Source organism: Crenobacter oryzisoli (assembly GCF_030385785.1).
GTDB classification, from domain to species: Bacteria; Pseudomonadota; Gammaproteobacteria; order Burkholderiales; family Chromobacteriaceae; genus Crenobacter_A; species Crenobacter_A oryzisoli.
This window is the reverse complement of record NZ_JAUEDK010000017.1, coordinates 42,682-57,786: the sequence shown is the minus strand read 5'-3', so window position 1 is coordinate 57,786 and position 15,105 is coordinate 42,682. Positions and strand designations below refer to the sequence as shown.

The 15,105-nt window shown below is 59.7% G+C and carries 7 protein-coding genes; 5 read left to right on the top strand and 2 right to left on the bottom strand.

Annotated features, from left to right (window positions below):
- The first annotated feature begins 15 nt into the window (after positions 1-15).
- The 4 genes from QU481_RS11055 (at position 16) to QU481_RS11040 (ending at position 5,199) form a co-directional block, all read left to right on the top strand.
- On the top strand, positions 16-1,872 hold the full coding sequence (locus QU481_RS11055) for a M60 family metallopeptidase (RefSeq protein WP_289830041.1): 1,857 nt from the start codon (positions 16-18) through the stop codon (positions 1,870-1,872).
- Positions 1,873-1,944: 72 nt separating this feature from the next.
- A complete protein-coding gene (locus QU481_RS11050) occupies positions 1,945-2,199 on the top strand; it encodes a hypothetical protein (RefSeq protein ID WP_289830040.1) in 255 nt (84 codons plus the stop codon).
- Between the two features lie 217 nt (positions 2,200-2,416).
- Positions 2,417-3,280, top strand: coding sequence for a patatin-like phospholipase family protein (locus QU481_RS11045; protein WP_289830039.1), 864 nt, complete (start codon positions 2,417-2,419; stop codon positions 3,278-3,280).
- A gap of 245 nt (positions 3,281-3,525) precedes the next feature.
- Entirely contained in the window at positions 3,526-5,199 is a 1,674-nt protein-coding gene (locus QU481_RS11040; protein ID WP_289830038.1) for an L-lactate permease, read from the top strand.
- 220 nt (positions 5,200-5,419) lie between these two features.
- Here QU481_RS11040 and QU481_RS11035 read toward each other — a convergent pair whose 3' ends face one another.
- A complete protein-coding gene (locus tag QU481_RS11035; RefSeq protein WP_289830037.1) occupies positions 5,420-6,385 on the bottom strand; it encodes a DMT family transporter in 966 nt (321 codons plus the stop codon).
- A gap of 77 nt (positions 6,386-6,462) precedes the next feature.
- Here QU481_RS11035 and QU481_RS11030 point away from each other — a divergent pair, with 77 nt between their 5' ends.
- The gene (locus QU481_RS11030; protein ID WP_289830036.1) at positions 6,463-7,350 is read left to right on the top strand and encodes an AraC family transcriptional regulator; all 888 of its coding nucleotides are present in this window, start codon (positions 6,463-6,465) and stop codon (positions 7,348-7,350) included.
- 597 nt (positions 7,351-7,947) lie between these two features.
- Here the strand turns inward: QU481_RS11030 and proA are convergent.
- The gene (proA, locus tag QU481_RS11025; protein WP_289830035.1) at positions 7,948-14,556 is read right to left on the bottom strand and encodes an anti-phage protein ProA; all 6,609 of its coding nucleotides are present in this window, start codon (positions 14,554-14,556) and stop codon (positions 7,948-7,950) included.
- Positions 14,557-15,105 lie beyond the last annotated feature (549 nt).

The following is a 15,105-nucleotide window of genomic DNA, read 5'->3' as shown; positions in this document are numbered from 1 at the left end:
GGCTATCGTAGAGATATGACGCACCCCATTGATTTTCCGATAGCCATGGCACTGGTCGCGGCACTGGGCTGGCCGGCACTGGCGGAGGCTGCAGCAGTATCCGGCGACATGCTGATTTCCGGCTCGCGTGGCTGGTGCGTCTCTGGGGATGGCAGCAAGGTTCTCGCCGCCACTTGCGATGGCAGTGACCTCCGTCAGCGCTGGATGCTCGGTGCTGCGGCGCTGTATCCGGTTTCTGGGACCGGCCTCTGTCTTGCAGGTGAACTGGTCGAGGGAGGAAGTCTGTCGCTGGCCGCTTGCGACGGGGGTACTGCACAGCAATGGACATGGTCCAGTAGCTCGTTGCACGACGGCGCCTGGGCGCTGACGCTAAGCAACGACAACGCGCTGATGGTGTCGGCATTACAGGATGCGTCAGGGCAGCACTGGACCCGCCTTACCGATCTCATGGCCGAGGTTGACGCGGGTAGGGGGCAGATCGTGACCTACCCGATTTCCGCGACCGATACGGCCTCGCTCCAACTCGAAGAGGCGCGTCATATGGTGAACCAGCTGACGCCGCCGACCATGCCGCTGCCGACACCGCGCAACGTGTCGGTCTTTCCTGGAGACGTACCCTCAGATGCGCCGCGCATCAGTGCCGTCGTGATGCTGGACCGCCGCTTCGAGCGCTACTCGCACGTCGGCTGGAGCCAGCTGCCGCGCAACTGGCTCGCGACCCCGCTCTACGCGCCGGCCGGCGAGACGCTCACCGTCACCTTGCCCGACGATGCCCGCACCGACGGCGTGTCGCTACGTGTCGGTCCTCATACCGACGTGATCGTGCGCACCCAACCCGGCCAGACGATAAACCGCTACACCCGTGTCAGCCTATCGGTGCCGCTCAAACCCGGAACCAACCTCGTGCGCAGTCAGTACGGTGGGCTGGTGATCGTCGAGTCGGCCGAGTCGACCAACGAGACGCTGCAGGTAACGATCGGCGGCGCAGTAGAGGCACCGTATTTTCGACTCGGCACGCTCAGCAACGCCGACTGGTCGGTCGCACGCAGCGCACCCGCGCCCTGGGCGGTGCTTGAGGGCACCAAAACCGTGCTGGTTGTGCCGTCGAGTCAGGTTCGTACGCTCGCGGACCCGACCCGTGTGATGAGAGCGTATGACGCGGCACAGGCGGCGGTGATGGATCTGGCGGGCTTCGATGGTTCCTCGCCCTGGCACCCCACGCTGCAGGGCAAACAGTGGCTGGTCGAAGACATTCAAATCAGCCACGGTTACGGTCACGCCGACTTTCCCATCATGACGTTGCTCGACTGGAAGCTTGCCAGTGTTGATGCAGCGACGAACTGGGGCGTTATGCACGAGACCGGCCACAACTATCAGCAGACCTGCCTGTGGGCGGAGCGGTATGGGATCGAGTCGACGGTAAACCTCTATCCGCTCTACATCGCAGAAGTCATGCGCAAGCATCCGGAACTGATCGACACACATCACTATTCCGCTTCGATCGCCAAGCTGAAATACGGTTTCGATTTCGACCGTGATACCGACGACATCGACAAACTGGTGTTTCTCGCTCAGTTGCGCTACGCGTTTCCCGAGCAGGGGTGGGACATCTTTCGTCAGCTCAACCGCCGCTACCGGGAGCTGCCGGCTGGCGAGCAGGCTGCCATCTGTGTTAGTCGGCAGCGCCAGACCGACACGCTGTACGAGCTCTTGTCCGACATCACCGGCCACGACCTGACCATGCATTTCCAGCGCTGGGGGGTGCCCATCTCGGCCGATGCGATCGCGCGCGTCAAAGCGCGCTCGCTGCCACTACCGCCGCTGGCGACCTGGCTGGTGAATCCTGAGCAGGCCGGGTCGTCGGCGCAGTGAACGGGCTGTCCGGTGGGGGCTTTCTTGCCTGCCGGGTTACAATCGCACTATCACCTCACCGAGCCCACGACCATGATGACTTTTCTCGGCGCACGACTCGATCGCAGCGCCTTGGTGCTGATCAATTGCCGGCTGGATGGTTACCCGGCGTTCTTCCACGTGGAGCCGGAGGCCATCGGCCGCTTTCTGACTGTCGATTTGCAGAGCGACAGCCACGCCGCGCTCTTGGTCGAGGAGCAATGGGCGCGTTTCGCGCCGATTTTCGAGAAGCTGATCAATAAGCACGGCAACGATTTCGTCGCCACGGCGGCGATGCTGGGGCTTTAGGAGTCCACCCCCCCTTCATCATAAGGGCAACCCACGGGTTGCCCTTTCTATTTGCTGAGCCAGGAGGCGAACCGCCGGTAAGCGGTTTTACCGGGCTCGTCCGGCGGCGCTTTCGTAAGCACGCGGTGTCAGGTACGACTAAGACATGGGGCCGCGGGAGCGGCCATTCCTGTTCCGGAAGACCGGTGTTGTGACGTTGGCCCGAAGAGGTAACACCATGTCCGGCAGTAGCGAGAAGACCGCCTTCGTATTCGCAGGCGGCGGTAGCCTCGGCGCAGTCGAGGTGGGCATGTTGCGCGAACTGCTTGCTTACGGAGAGCGAGCCGACGTGGTGGTCGGCGCGTCGGCCGGCGCGATCAACGGGGCTTATTTCGCCGGCCGGCCTGATGCCGACGGCGTGGCGGCGCTAGCAGCACTATGGGGGCAGCTGCGTCGTCGTGACATCATGCCGATGACGATGCTCGGCCTCTTCAACATGATTCTGCGGCGCCGCCAGCACCTAGTCGAGGCATCGGCGCTGCGTGCCTTGCTGGTGCGTCATCTGCCGTTCAGCCGGCTGGAAGACGCCAGCCTGCCGCTGCACGTGGTCGCGACCGACCTACTGAGCGGGGACGAGGTGGTGCTGGGGCAGGGACCGGCGGTCGATGCGGTGCTCGCTAGCGCGGCGATTCCCGGAGTGTTCCCGCCGGTCGAGCTCAATGGTCACATGCTGGTCGACGGCGGCGTCGCCAACAACACGCCGGTGTCGGTGGCGGTGAAGCTGGGCGCGCGACGCGTCATCGTGCTGCCAGCCGGCTTCGCCTGCGCGTTGCAACAGCCGCCGCGCAGCGTAATCGCTCAGGCGATGCATGCGCTGACGCTGTTGATCGCCCGTCAGCTGGTCAACGATATCCGCGCCTATGCACCGCAAGCGGCGATCCACGTGATTCCGCCGCTGTGTCCGCTCAATACCTCTCCATATGACTACAGCCAGTGCGGTCGGCTGATCGAGCTGGCAGCAGAGCGTACGCGGCAGTGGCTGCGCGATGGGGGACTGGAGACGCCGACGCTGCCGAGCTCCTTGCTGGAACACCACCATTGATGGTTCGGTCCGGCCGAAGCACCCGCGGCGGGAGGTGCACTCGGCAACTTATGAGGCGACGGCGAGCACCTCGCGCTCGATGTGCACCGCATCGATGAGACAAAGGGGATGGTCGAGCTCTTCAATGGCCGAATCAGCGATGCACTAAAACAGCGACCTGATTTAATTAAAAAAAGCGTGTTAGCAATCGTCCGGGACCTAACAGCTGGACCGCCCCAATACACATGGCAAGAAGGAGGCAGCAAATGGTTTGGCTCCAGAATTACGATCCGCTGAACAATGTCGTCCTGTCTACGGTATTGGCCGGTCTGCCGGTGGTGGTGCTGCTGGGAGCCTTGGGGCTGTTTCATGTGCAGGCTCACCGCGCAGCGCTGCTGGGCCTGATCACGGGATTGATCGTGGCGATCTTCGCGTTCGGCATGCCGGGGGCCATGGCCGGAAAAGCTGTCGGGCTTGGCCTCGCGTCGGGGCTCTTTCCTATCGGCTGGATCGTGCTCAACATCATCTTCCTGCACCGGCTCACGACCTTGAATGGCTCGTTCAAGGTGCTCCAGAGCAGTATCAGCGGGATTACCGAGGACCGGCGTCTGCAGCTGTTGCTGGTAGCCTTCAGTTTCGGCGCCTTCTTCGAGGGGGCGGCAGGTTTCGGCACGCCAGTGGCGGTGACCGGCGCCATTCTGATCGGGCTCGGATTCTCGCCTCTAGCGGCTTCGGGGCTGGCCTTGATCGCCAATACAGCGCCGGTGGCGTATGGGGCGCTGGGGGCACCGATCATCGGCTTATCGTCGGTGACCGGGCTTGACATCAATCTGCTGTCGGCCATGATCGGGCGTCAGCTGCCGTTGTTTTCGCTGTTGGTGCCGTTCTGGCTGATCTGGGCATTCGCCGGCTTTCGCGGCATGCTGCAGATCTGGCCCGCCATCCTGGTAGCCGGGACGAGCTTTGCCATCCCGCAGTTCCTGGTGTCGAATCTGCACGGTCCATGGCTGGTGGACGTGATCGCCGCTCTGGTGTCGATGGGCTGCCTGACGCTGTTCTTGAAGGTGTGGCAGCCGCGCGAAATGTGGACCAGCACCGCGCTGCACAAACAGCATGATGAATCCCACGTCTCCGCGGAAGAGCGGGCTGCCGAACAAGCCGCCGGCGGCGGCCCTCGGATCAGCGTGACCCAGGCCTGGCTGCCGTGGATCATCCTCACCGTGTTCGTGTTCACCTGGGGCATCCCACAGTTCAAGAACTTTGTCGACCACCTGTGGGCGTGGAATTTTGCCATCCCTGGGCTCGACAAGCTTGTGCAACGCGTCCCGCCGGTGGTGCTGAAACCGACACTGGAACCGGCAGTGTTCAAGTTCAACGTACTATCGATGGCGGGCACCGGCATCCTGTTTTCAGCCATCGTCGGCGGTCTGATCATGGGCTATTCGGTCGGCCAGTTGGTGAAGGAATACTGGAACACCCTGAAGCTGGTGCGCTTCTCGCTGTTGACCATCTGCGCAATGTTCTCGATTGGTTTTCTGACCCGCTACGCCGGACTCGATAGCACGCTCGGGTTGGCGTTTGCCCATACTGGCGTGCTCTATCCGCTATTCGGCACCATGCTCGGCTGGCTCGGCGTGGCGCTGACCGGTTCGGACACCTCGTCAAACGTGCTGTTCGGTGGCCTGCAGAAGACCACCGCCGAGCAAATCGGGCTATCACCGATTCTGATGGCGGCGGCCAACAGCTCGGGCGGGGTGATGGGCAAGATGATCGATGCGCAGTCTATCGTGGTGGCCTCAACCGCCACCAAGTGGTTCGGCCACGAGGGCGATATCCTTCGCTTCGTGTTCTTCCATTCGGTGGCGCTGGCGGTGCTGGTTGGCTTGCTCGTCACCTTGCAGGCCTATGTGGCACCCTTTACGCACATGGTGGTGCACTGATTGCGCCCCGCCGGGGCAAGGACTGGCCAACTGGCCCGAAATAGGACGACAACCGGCCATTCGAGAATCGTCGGGACGCCGACGAGCGGGTAGAGAGTCTTCGCCTAGCGGAGGGCCAAGCGCTAGACGCTTCCCGCAAGGTTCTGGCGAATGAAAAAAGCCCGGCCAAGGGCCGGGCAAAGCTCATCCTGCGCGGTCGTGGAACCGCTCCAGGCATTCTTCAGACTGTCTTGGCGCCGACGGGCAGGGCCGCGGTGCGCTTGGGCTGGCGGAACACCAACACATTGCCGGCCAGTACCAGCACCAAACCCAGCAACGCCAACGGCGTCCAGTGATAGCCCTCGAACAGCACAGACACGTTTAGCGCCACCACCGGAAACAGCACGGTGCAGTAGGCCGCGCGCTCCGGGCCGAGCCGGCCAACCAGCATCAGGTAGGCGGTGAAGCCGATCACCGAACCGGGGATGGCTAGATAGGCCAGCGCGCCCAGATAGCGCGCCGAGGTGTCGATGGTGAACGGCAGGCCGGCAACCAGGCTGCCAGCCACCAGAATCAGCGAGCCGCACAGCATCGCCCAGGCATTGGTCTCGAGCGGCTTCAGCCCAAGCGTCTGTAGCCGCGCAGACAGCAGGTTGCCGGTCGAGAAGCACAAGGTGCCGAGCACCGACAGTCCTAGGCCGATCAGCGTGCCGGTGTCAGCGCCATGACTAACCAGCTCGGGCCAGAACAGCGTGACGATGCCGGCGAGGCCCAGCGCGCCGCCGGCCATCACCTGCGGGGCGATGCGCCGCTTCAGGAACAGCCGAGCGTTGAGCGCGTTCCACAGCGTCGCGGTCGAGAACACCACTGCAACCAGCCCGCTCGGCAGATAGTGACTGGCGTGGTAGAAACACAGGAAGTTCAGGCAGAACAGCGCCAGTCCCTGGGCAAGCACCAGCCGAGCTGCCTCGCCGCGCGGACGGCGCAGCTGTTTTCGGATCGCCAGGATCGCAAACAGTACCGCAGACGCCAGCAGAAAGCGGTAGGCGATAGACAGCGAGATCGGCGTGCTGCCCAGCTCCCATTTCAGCGCGATCCAGGTCGTGCCCCAGATCAGCGCGGTAGACAGATAGAGCAGGGCGTTCATGGCAATCTCCGGCGGTTCGATGCCCAGAGTGTCGTCAATGGCTGCCTTACGCGATTGCATATTCCTGCGCTTTTTTGCGGTGCAGCGCACACAGGCCATACGGGCGTCGTACACTGCAAGGTATAGAGGACCTTGTCATGACCACCCCCGCCTTACCCGTTTACGAGACCCTGACCCAGTCGCACGCCGAGCTAGAACGTTGTGGCGTGCTCGGCGATGGCCTGACCGCCGCTTTGTGGCTGCGCACCCAGCTGGAAGACACCTTCTACAATCGCCCCGAACATCACACCTTGTCCCTGTACCTCGAAGGCGGCTTCGAGATTGTGCGGCGCGATCGGCCGCAGTGTCAGCGTGGCGCGCCGGGCAAGCTGTGCGTACTGCCGGCTGAGCACGAGTCCGACTGGCAGGTGAAGGGGCCGATCCGCTTTCTGCACCTGTATTTCCCGACCGAGCAGTTCGACGCGCTGGCGGTAACGCTGCTCGATCGCGAACCTCGCGAGATGCAGTTGCTCGACCGCACTTATATGGAAGACCCGGTGCTGGCCGCGCTATGCAGGCAGCTGGCGGCGCTCGACTGGGACAGTCTGGATGGCAGGCTGACCGGCAACGCGCTCAGCCACGAAGTATTGGCACACCTGATGCTAACCAATACGGCGCGCCGCCATGCGGTGACAGTGAAAGGCGGGCTCGCCCCATGGCAGCGGCGCCGAGTGCGTGAGCTGATCGAGGTCCGACTGGACGGCGAATTGACGGTGGGTGAACTGGCAGCCGAGCTGGCGCTGTCCGAGTACCATTTCGCGCGAATGTTCCGCACCTCATTCGGCCAAGCTCCGCACGGGTGGATCATGCAGCGCCGCCTCGCCCGGGCGCAGTCCTTGCTGCAAACGAGCGCGCTGCCGCTGGTTGATATCGCCGCCGCCAGCGGCTTTGCCAGCGCCAGCCACCTCGGCAACCGCTTTCGCGCTGCACTTGGCGTCACTCCGGGCGATTACCGGCGCTGGTACGGGTGCAGCCAGCCGAGCTGATTCCCTGCCTGCATAGATGGGCAGGCTATAGTGTCACCAACGTCTGCCGTCAGACGGCGCGGTGGGCAGGGCGCAACGACGCCCACATCCTTCTGGTAGTTATTAAATGAAAGTTATAGCAGTGCTTGTGATAACTCTTTGAAACATATGAGCGCATAAGTTTTATGCATTTGTCACTATAAAATGAAAGTTGAGATAATTAGTATTTGACTAAGAACTCGATTTTAAAATTAAGTTGAGGTGGCAGCCCAACATGCTGAGTAACTTCCATAGGCGAACTGCTCATGCCTCCTCCTAATCATGCCCCGAAGCTAGGAAAACGGGGGATTCACCGTGTTGCTGCCTGGACGCGCTCTGGCAAGAGCTAAGTCAGCTTTCGGCTGCATGAAGCCCGAACATAATTGCTTTAATGACGTGAAGAGTGCGACGGAGTCAGTGTGATGAGCGAGGTGGACGAACGCTCTTTGGCGTGGGCTTCGCCAGGTCGATTTGCAAAGTGCAGGGGTTTTAACCCCAGCCTGAAGTAGGCTTTGAGCGGAGTTGTCGAGGCACTCAAACTCGAGTACCTCGACTTACCAGACATAATAGACGTCACACTCAGCTATTTGAGTCCAGGGTTTGGTTAATGTTCACCCAGGCGCATTCCAACCGCGCCCGGTTATTCGCGCTGAGTTTCCGCAAACCAATTTCACGTCCCATGGCCAAAACGCCCGATTCCTGGTCATGCCCCGCTTCTCTCATCTCGAAGGCGAGTGCCTGCAATTCAGTCAACGAAATCTCATCGACCGACCGTACAGTGCCATCCACAGGACGCCGGAACTGAATCGCGTCATCATTCCCTTTGAGCCTGAAGAATGTACCAACATCTTCAGCCGTACTCTCATAGTGTTGTGATGCTAGGCTGACGACCCGTTCCTGGATTCGTGGACCGGTACGCCCCCAGCCGTGTAACCGAGCAATGCGGCGTGCCAAAACCTCATCCAGAACCGGACCTTCGATGTTCACCACATGCTCAATCATGTTGAGGAGACGGGGAGTGTAAGTCTCTTCAAAGAATGCTCCCGGGTCGGCTTCAAGCCCGGCAAATGCAAGGTCCACTTCAATGAACTGCTCTCTTGGCAAGGCATCACTTGATACGGCAGAAGCATTTCGTGCATAGGTCAGGGGGGGCGTCGCAACGGCATCCGCATCGTCTGCCACGATAGAGGGCATTTCCACACGGTCTGACGATGGTTTCATTGACCCAGAAATTACCTGCTGCGCTAGAACTGCAGCAGCTTCTGCCTCTTTCACTCGCACTGCTCGCTGTGCCGCCAGCAGCGACTCAAGTTGCCGATGAATCTTTTCGACGGTACCAGGCATGTCAATCCACCAGTCGGTCGACCAGACTCGTAGAATGTCCCATCCCAGGCCACGTAATACCTGCTCGCGGAGCTTGTCGCGGTCACGGGCCGTCGCCGAGCGATGATAGGTTGCCCCGTCGCATTCGATGCCAGCCAGATATCGGCCCGGTGCGTCAGGGTCAACGACACCAAGGTCAATGCGGAATGCCGACACCCCGACCTGCGAGTGCAAAACCCACCCCTTTTCAGTAAGCGCAACGGAGACAGCTTGCTCGAAGGGGCTATCAAAGTCGCCGACACTGCCGGCGACAGCCTCACCAAGCGCACGCGCGCCACGGTCGGCAAACTCAAGGAAGTGCTTCAGGTCGCGCACCCCCAATGCCTGTGTTCTCGACAAGTCCATCTGCTCCGGTCGGAAACTCCCGAATACCCGAAGTTCCTGGCGGGCACGAGTGATGGCAACATTCAGTCGTCGCTCACCACCCTGTTGGTTCATCGGGCCGAAGTTCATCGGCATCAAGCCGTCTATACCCGGGCCATATGTAATGGAGAAGTACATGATGTCACGCTCATCACCCTGTACGCTCTCCAGGTTCTTGACGAAAACCGGCTCCAATTGCGCCTCGAGGAAGTACGGCTCAATAGACGGGTCCTTACGACGCTCCTCATCCAGTAGGTCCTCAATCAGCGCTTGCTGCTCGGTATTGAACGTGACAACACCAATGGTCAAGCCGCTATCTCGGAACCCCGGCGACTTCAGTTTGCCGACAAGGTCAGCCACCAATGCTTTCGCTTCCGGTTTGTTTGTCCGAGCTCCCCCTCGTTCGTATTGTCCATTCAGCACATGGTTGAAGCTCACCGCACGGTCATTGGTCACCGGACTCGGGAACGTAACTAGGTCCCCGTCGTAATAGCGATAGTTGGAGAACGCAATCAGGCTCTCGTGACTACTACGGTAGTGCCACGACAACTTCATCGTGGGCAAGTTTGCGCCGATGCACTCTTCGAGGATACTTTCGAGCTCGGTTTCGACATCGGTGTCGTCGACATCCGATTCCGCGCGGTCAAAGAAGCTCGTTGGCGGCAACTGTTTCGGGTCACCGACCATGATGACCTGCTTCCCACGCGCCATTGCACCGATGGCATCCCAAACTGGAATCTGCGACGCTTCGTCGAAAACAACGACGTCAAAACTTGCGGTTTCCGCTGGCAGGTATTGTGCAATAGACAACGGACTCATAAGCAGACACGGCGTCAGGCGCATGACGGCATCCGAGGCTTGCGACATCAGTTCCCGCAGCGGCAGATGACGGGTTTTCTTCTGCATCTCATAGCGTAGCAGCCCCCACTCGGACCCTCTCGACACATGGGTAGGCGATGGGTGGTCCGCGGAAAGCTGTGCGCGAACCCACGCTTGCGTGAGGCCAATGAAACGCTCGTCCAACTCACGGAAATCACGAATGCGTTTCTCATGCTCCGCAGAAACAAATGTTCGGAGAACTTCGTCAGCATCGACCACCGCGTTGAGCCACCAGCGACAATAGTCCGTCTCAAAGGCCTCTTTGACGCGACCCAACTGGATTTTTCCTTGCTCAAGCCCATCGACTACAGGTGTGAGACCAAGTGCGAGTGCCTGCTGACGCGCCTTGCGCCACGCGCACCATGCGTTCAAACGGTTCGAGGAGTTCAGGATGTCGTCCGCGCGCTGCGTAACCTGTTCTGGCAGCCGCTCGCCTAGCATCGTCTTGTCCGACTCTGGCAGTCCGCTTGCAGCAGAGAAGTGCGTGATGGCCTCATTTAGGGAGTGCAATGTATCAGCATAGGTTCGCCCCGCACCGGCGATAACGCCAGTCGGTTCAAGCAGGACGTTGCTGTCGCCCAGGAGCAATGCAATTGGAGCCTTAACGGTCGCAAGCGTTTCGGGTGTACTCGCGAGAACGGCTAGCGCGCCTGACAATGCTTCAAAGAACTTGAGGGCAGGTTCGACCCCATCCAGCTTCGTTTGCAACCCGCTCCACAGTCCAGACGTCTTGGCTGGCAGGTCCTCGAGCTCCTGCAAGCGCTCGTGCAGCGAGACCAACTCGCGCATTTTCTTCAGGTCTGCCGCGGCAATCGCTCCAGCACGCCCTTCTTCAACGACGCCAAACCCTTCATCCTGCCAATTGCTATTGGCACGAGCGGCCGTCAATGCGCCCTGATAGTTGAGATAGGTTTTGGCGACGGTTAGGTCCGTTTCATAACCCGACCAGACACCATCTGTCTCACTATCGAGTGTGGCCAACCGGCTTACGACTTGGTCAATCTGACGCATTTCGCGCATGCGCTGGAGGTCTTCGCGCGCGGCATCGCCGCATTGTCCACGGCTCACAGGGTCAAGACCGATATCTTCCCACGGCTGCCGGACACGAGCCTGCTCAAGTGCCACCTGGAACCTGAGTGATGCGCGAGCGACGTCCAGCTCTGTCTTCAGCCCGCCCCATGCATTGGACGTAAGCAGAGAAAGGTCGTCGAAGAGTTTTATCTCGGTTTGGAGTGTGTCTATTTTTCCGAGGCGCTCGATATCTGCACCGATGTCCGGTTCTACTCCTCCTGTTGCCAATTCCTTGAGCTTCTTGGTCAGTGCACGGCGCCGCATCACGCTCATTGGCCAGGAAGAATTCTGCAATTCACGCCAATCAGCCTGAAGCTGCTGCACAGTGGCGGTCGGAATCCCTTCCTGATAGGGAAGGGACAGTTGACCCAGGAGCTCCTGCCGGTTGCGCAACAGCTCGATGCCCGACCCCAGCCGCGACCGCAGCGCCTCATTCCATGTCGGCGATAGTTGTGCGAGGAGCTCGGCATGGCGGGAAAGCTGCACGATGCCGAGGCGAACGTCTTCAAGCACCTGATTGCCTCGGGGCAACGAAAGGGAGCCATGCAGCTCGCGATAACGCTCGACCAACGGGATAGCCTGACGGAGTCGGTCAGCAATCGTCTTTGCATCGGGACGCAAGACGAACTGCCAGTCACGACCTGACGCCGCCGGCAGCGTTTCTGCAAGCAACCGCAGCCCATCGCGGACACGTGGCTCCAGTGGCAATACCGGCAGCCCAATGGCAGCTATAAGCGCAGCAGTTGCTGTTTCAAATGTACGGACTGCAGGCCCGACGCCTCGAGCGGCTTCCAGAAGCTCGCCCTGCCAAAGGGGTGACCATTCGGTCTGAGCAACGTGTGCTAGAGGATTAGTGGTGAGTTGCCCCTCTCCCATTACCTTTGCGTGGACATCAAGCAAGTCGGCCGTCTCGCGCAGGGTGCGCATAGCCGCAGCGTCGTGAACTTGCGCTGATGGCCAGGATAGCTGGAGAGCCGGTAGGTCGTGACCTGCCACCACCTTGCCGATAGCCTCATAGACGCTCAGCCCATTCGGATGGCGAAGATGCAAGCGTTCGACATAGCCATTCAATTGGGAGCGAAGCCCATCGAGGCGCGCTGCTTCCGCATGCCATTCTTCAGGCGCCACGGCCGCAGCAGCATCCCAAGACCTACGAAGTTGCTCGAGCACCTCCGTTTTGCGCGCTTTACTCGAGTGCAGTTCAAGGCAGAAATTACCGAGTCCGACATCAGCGAGGCGGCGATACACGACATCAAGCGCCGCCATCTTCTCGGAAACGAAGAGCACGCGCTTACGTTCCGCGAGACACTGCGCGATGAGGTTCGAGATGGTCTGGCTCTTGCCTGTACCCGGCGGTCCGATGAGAACGAAATCTTTACCTTTGCTTCCTGCCACGACGGCGGAGAGCTGTGACGAGTCCGCTGGCAGCGGACAGAAGGTCTCCTTCACCGGTAACTCAATATCAAGCTTCCGGACGTCAGGAAACGCAACGGTACTTTCATACGAGTCGCGTGGCGTCTCTATAAGGTGACGAACAACGGCACTCTGCTTCAGCTGTTCGGTACGCTCTGTCAGGTCCTTCCACATCAGGTATTTCGCGAACGAGAAGGACGCGAGCACGACATCTTCCACGACCTCCCAACCCTTAATGTCCTTGACCGCATTGGAAACGGTCTTCCAGATGCCTACGACATCGAGTCCTGATTCGTCCTTCGGCAGCTCAGTGTCCTGTACACCAAGTTCGAGTTCGAAATCCTGACGCAGCATTTCGAGGAGAGTCGGGTTGAAGCGCGGCTCGTCGTCATGCAGCTTCAAGCTGAAACCAGAGCGTGCACTACGGCGCTCCAGCGACACCGGAACCAGAATGAGAGGAGCGCGGTACTTCTTGTCATCCTTGTCGTCGCGGCTCCACGATAAGAAGCCCAGTGCGAGATATAACGTGTTGGAGCCCCCCTCCTGAAGAGAGGTCCGCGAAGTCCGAAAAAGCTCGACAAGACGCGAGTCCATTTCATCCTGGGTGAAGCCAACGAAGACCTCTTTGCGCTTCAAGGCATCGAGCGCATGCTGGCGGCGGATGTTCTCGCGTTCTCTTCCTTCGTGAATAGCCTGACTGCGGGGGTCGTTTCCGTCCATCAGCTCAGGACGTGTCAACAGCTTGAGAGCATGTCCTTCCGATAAAATATCCTCGAGGTGGGCGGGGTCTGGTGCGTCGAGCTTCAACGACTTTTTGCCGGCCTTGAAGCTGAGGAGGTTGTTTCGTAGCGACAGGTCGAGCAGCTTGCGCTGCCATCGAGTGAGGCGGTCTTCAGGGCGCTCAACAGCAGCGTCCAATTTTTCCTCATCCAGTTCATCCGGTAGGTCGGGCGCATCTTCAAATACCGGCGAAATGCTCGATGATTCTGTTCCGAGCATTCCGCGGGCGACGGCCTGTTCGCTTGCCAACGGTTTGATGCGTTGGAGACGAGCTCGCCTAATGTCGACGGCCAGCTGGAACTTCTGCTCCTCTTCCTCTGAAATCTGTTCTTCGCCGCGACCAATGGCATAGCTGAAGGCAGGCAGCGGCCGTTGCGTGAGCAGGGTCGTCTCGAAAAGCACCATTTCCTTCAGCTTCACGCGTTTACGCAGTGCCGTTACATCGTCCACAACGGATATCGAAAATTCTTCGCTCTTCAGCCAGACCCCCGGAAACGCATGCCCTTTCGTAAATACCAGCACCGAGTTGAGACCCGCTTGCTCCAGAGCTGCGCACATGAGCAACGCAAGGTCGAGGCAGGTTCCAAGCCCTGAGTCGGCAATCTGGCTGGGACTACGCACCTTCTGGCCGGTATGTTCGAAGCTGGCTGGGGGCAGCGCGTAATCGAGTCCCATGGCGCCAATCGCGTTCCAGATGGCAGAGGCGAGCTCCCATGCACGCCGTGCACCACCTTCATACCCATCAATCGCTCCGGATTTGCCCGCTTTCCTGAGGACTTCAGCAGCCTGCTTCAGAACACGCTCGATGGCAGGTTCATTTGGCTGGACGAACGCAGCGACCATATCTGGCAGCGATGATAGTCCGCCCCATTGATTGCGCGGCAGTAGCTCGACTGTCGTCTCGCTAGACGCGAGTTCAACAGTGGCGTCCTGTCCTGTTGTCAGCCTGAACGTTACGACAGCCTTCTCGGATTCGGTCAGGCGGCTGAGCAGCGCGCCGTCGAGCGGCAGGTCCAGGTCGTTGATACGGACCGTTTGACCAGCTCCGACATGGTCAATGTGCCACGTTTTGGGTTTGAGAAATGGAGGCTCGGACGATGCAGTTAGCCGCAGTTCCTTGACGTCGGAATCCGTCTCATTGACCACCGACAGCTCACGCGTGACCGGCACGGCATTCTGGAAGTCGGCCAGGTTAATTTTGCCTGCTAGGGTGACCTGAATCTGCACGCAACGCGGTGGCGTCGGTGTTTCTGTCGGGTCGACGATACCGTCTTCCATTTGCTCTTCAATCCGGTCCATTATTTTCTTCGTTTGTGAGATTTAATTTTTCCGCCGATGGCCCAGGTGCAGACGGTCAAAAAGACTGTTAAACCGCAGGCTGCTTGCCAAAGATGGCGGTAAGCAAGGCTTCGACAGGGGATACCCAACAATATGATGGCATAAACTGTCCCAGCAAGGCAGCGCTACTAGTAGGTTGGCCTCGTCGCCGAGGCCTGTGACGGGCCTCGGCACGAGGACCACGAGTGTCCAAGGTTCTATGGCAGTCCAGAGAGGTTTGGCAGATTGCACCTTGGACGCCGCTATCTTGGACTTGCACCTGCAGTTCCTTCCCAAGCATGGACGGCTTTCAGGTCGGCATTGACCTGGCCGAGCGATATTTTCGGTAGGGGCGGAGGGTGGCGGTGAGATGACTCACATCGCTTATTCAAATGACATAATTCATTTGTGTTTCATTCCCAAGAGACCCATGATTTATAGTGTGAAATCCGAAATGATTTGGTGATGCCTAGAGAATTTAGCCCCTGTAAATCGTTGATTTACTAATCAATAGGTTATGGGTTAAGTTTC

What these genes read in the sequence shown, in the direction of transcription:
- QU481_RS11055 (WP_289830041.1), top strand. Translation starts at nt 16, where the DNA reads ATGACGCACCCCATTGATTTTCCGATAGCCATGGCACTGGTCGCGGCA.
- QU481_RS11050 (WP_289830040.1), top strand. Translation starts at nt 1,945, where the DNA reads ATGATGACTTTTCTCGGCGCACGACTCGATCGCAGCGCCTTGGTGCTG.
- QU481_RS11045 (WP_289830039.1), top strand. Translation starts at nt 2,417, where the DNA reads ATGTCCGGCAGTAGCGAGAAGACCGCCTTCGTATTCGCAGGCGGCGGT.
- QU481_RS11040 (WP_289830038.1), top strand. Translation starts at nt 3,526, where the DNA reads ATGGTTTGGCTCCAGAATTACGATCCGCTGAACAATGTCGTCCTGTCT.
- QU481_RS11035 (WP_289830037.1), bottom strand. Translation starts at nt 6,385, where the DNA reads ATGCAATCGCGTAAGGCAGCCATTGACGACACTCTGGGCATCGAACCG.
- QU481_RS11030 (WP_289830036.1), top strand. Translation starts at nt 6,463, where the DNA reads ATGACCACCCCCGCCTTACCCGTTTACGAGACCCTGACCCAGTCGCAC.
- proA (WP_289830035.1), bottom strand. Translation starts at nt 14,556, where the DNA reads ATGGACCGGATTGAAGAGCAAATGGAAGACGGTATCGTCGACCCGACA.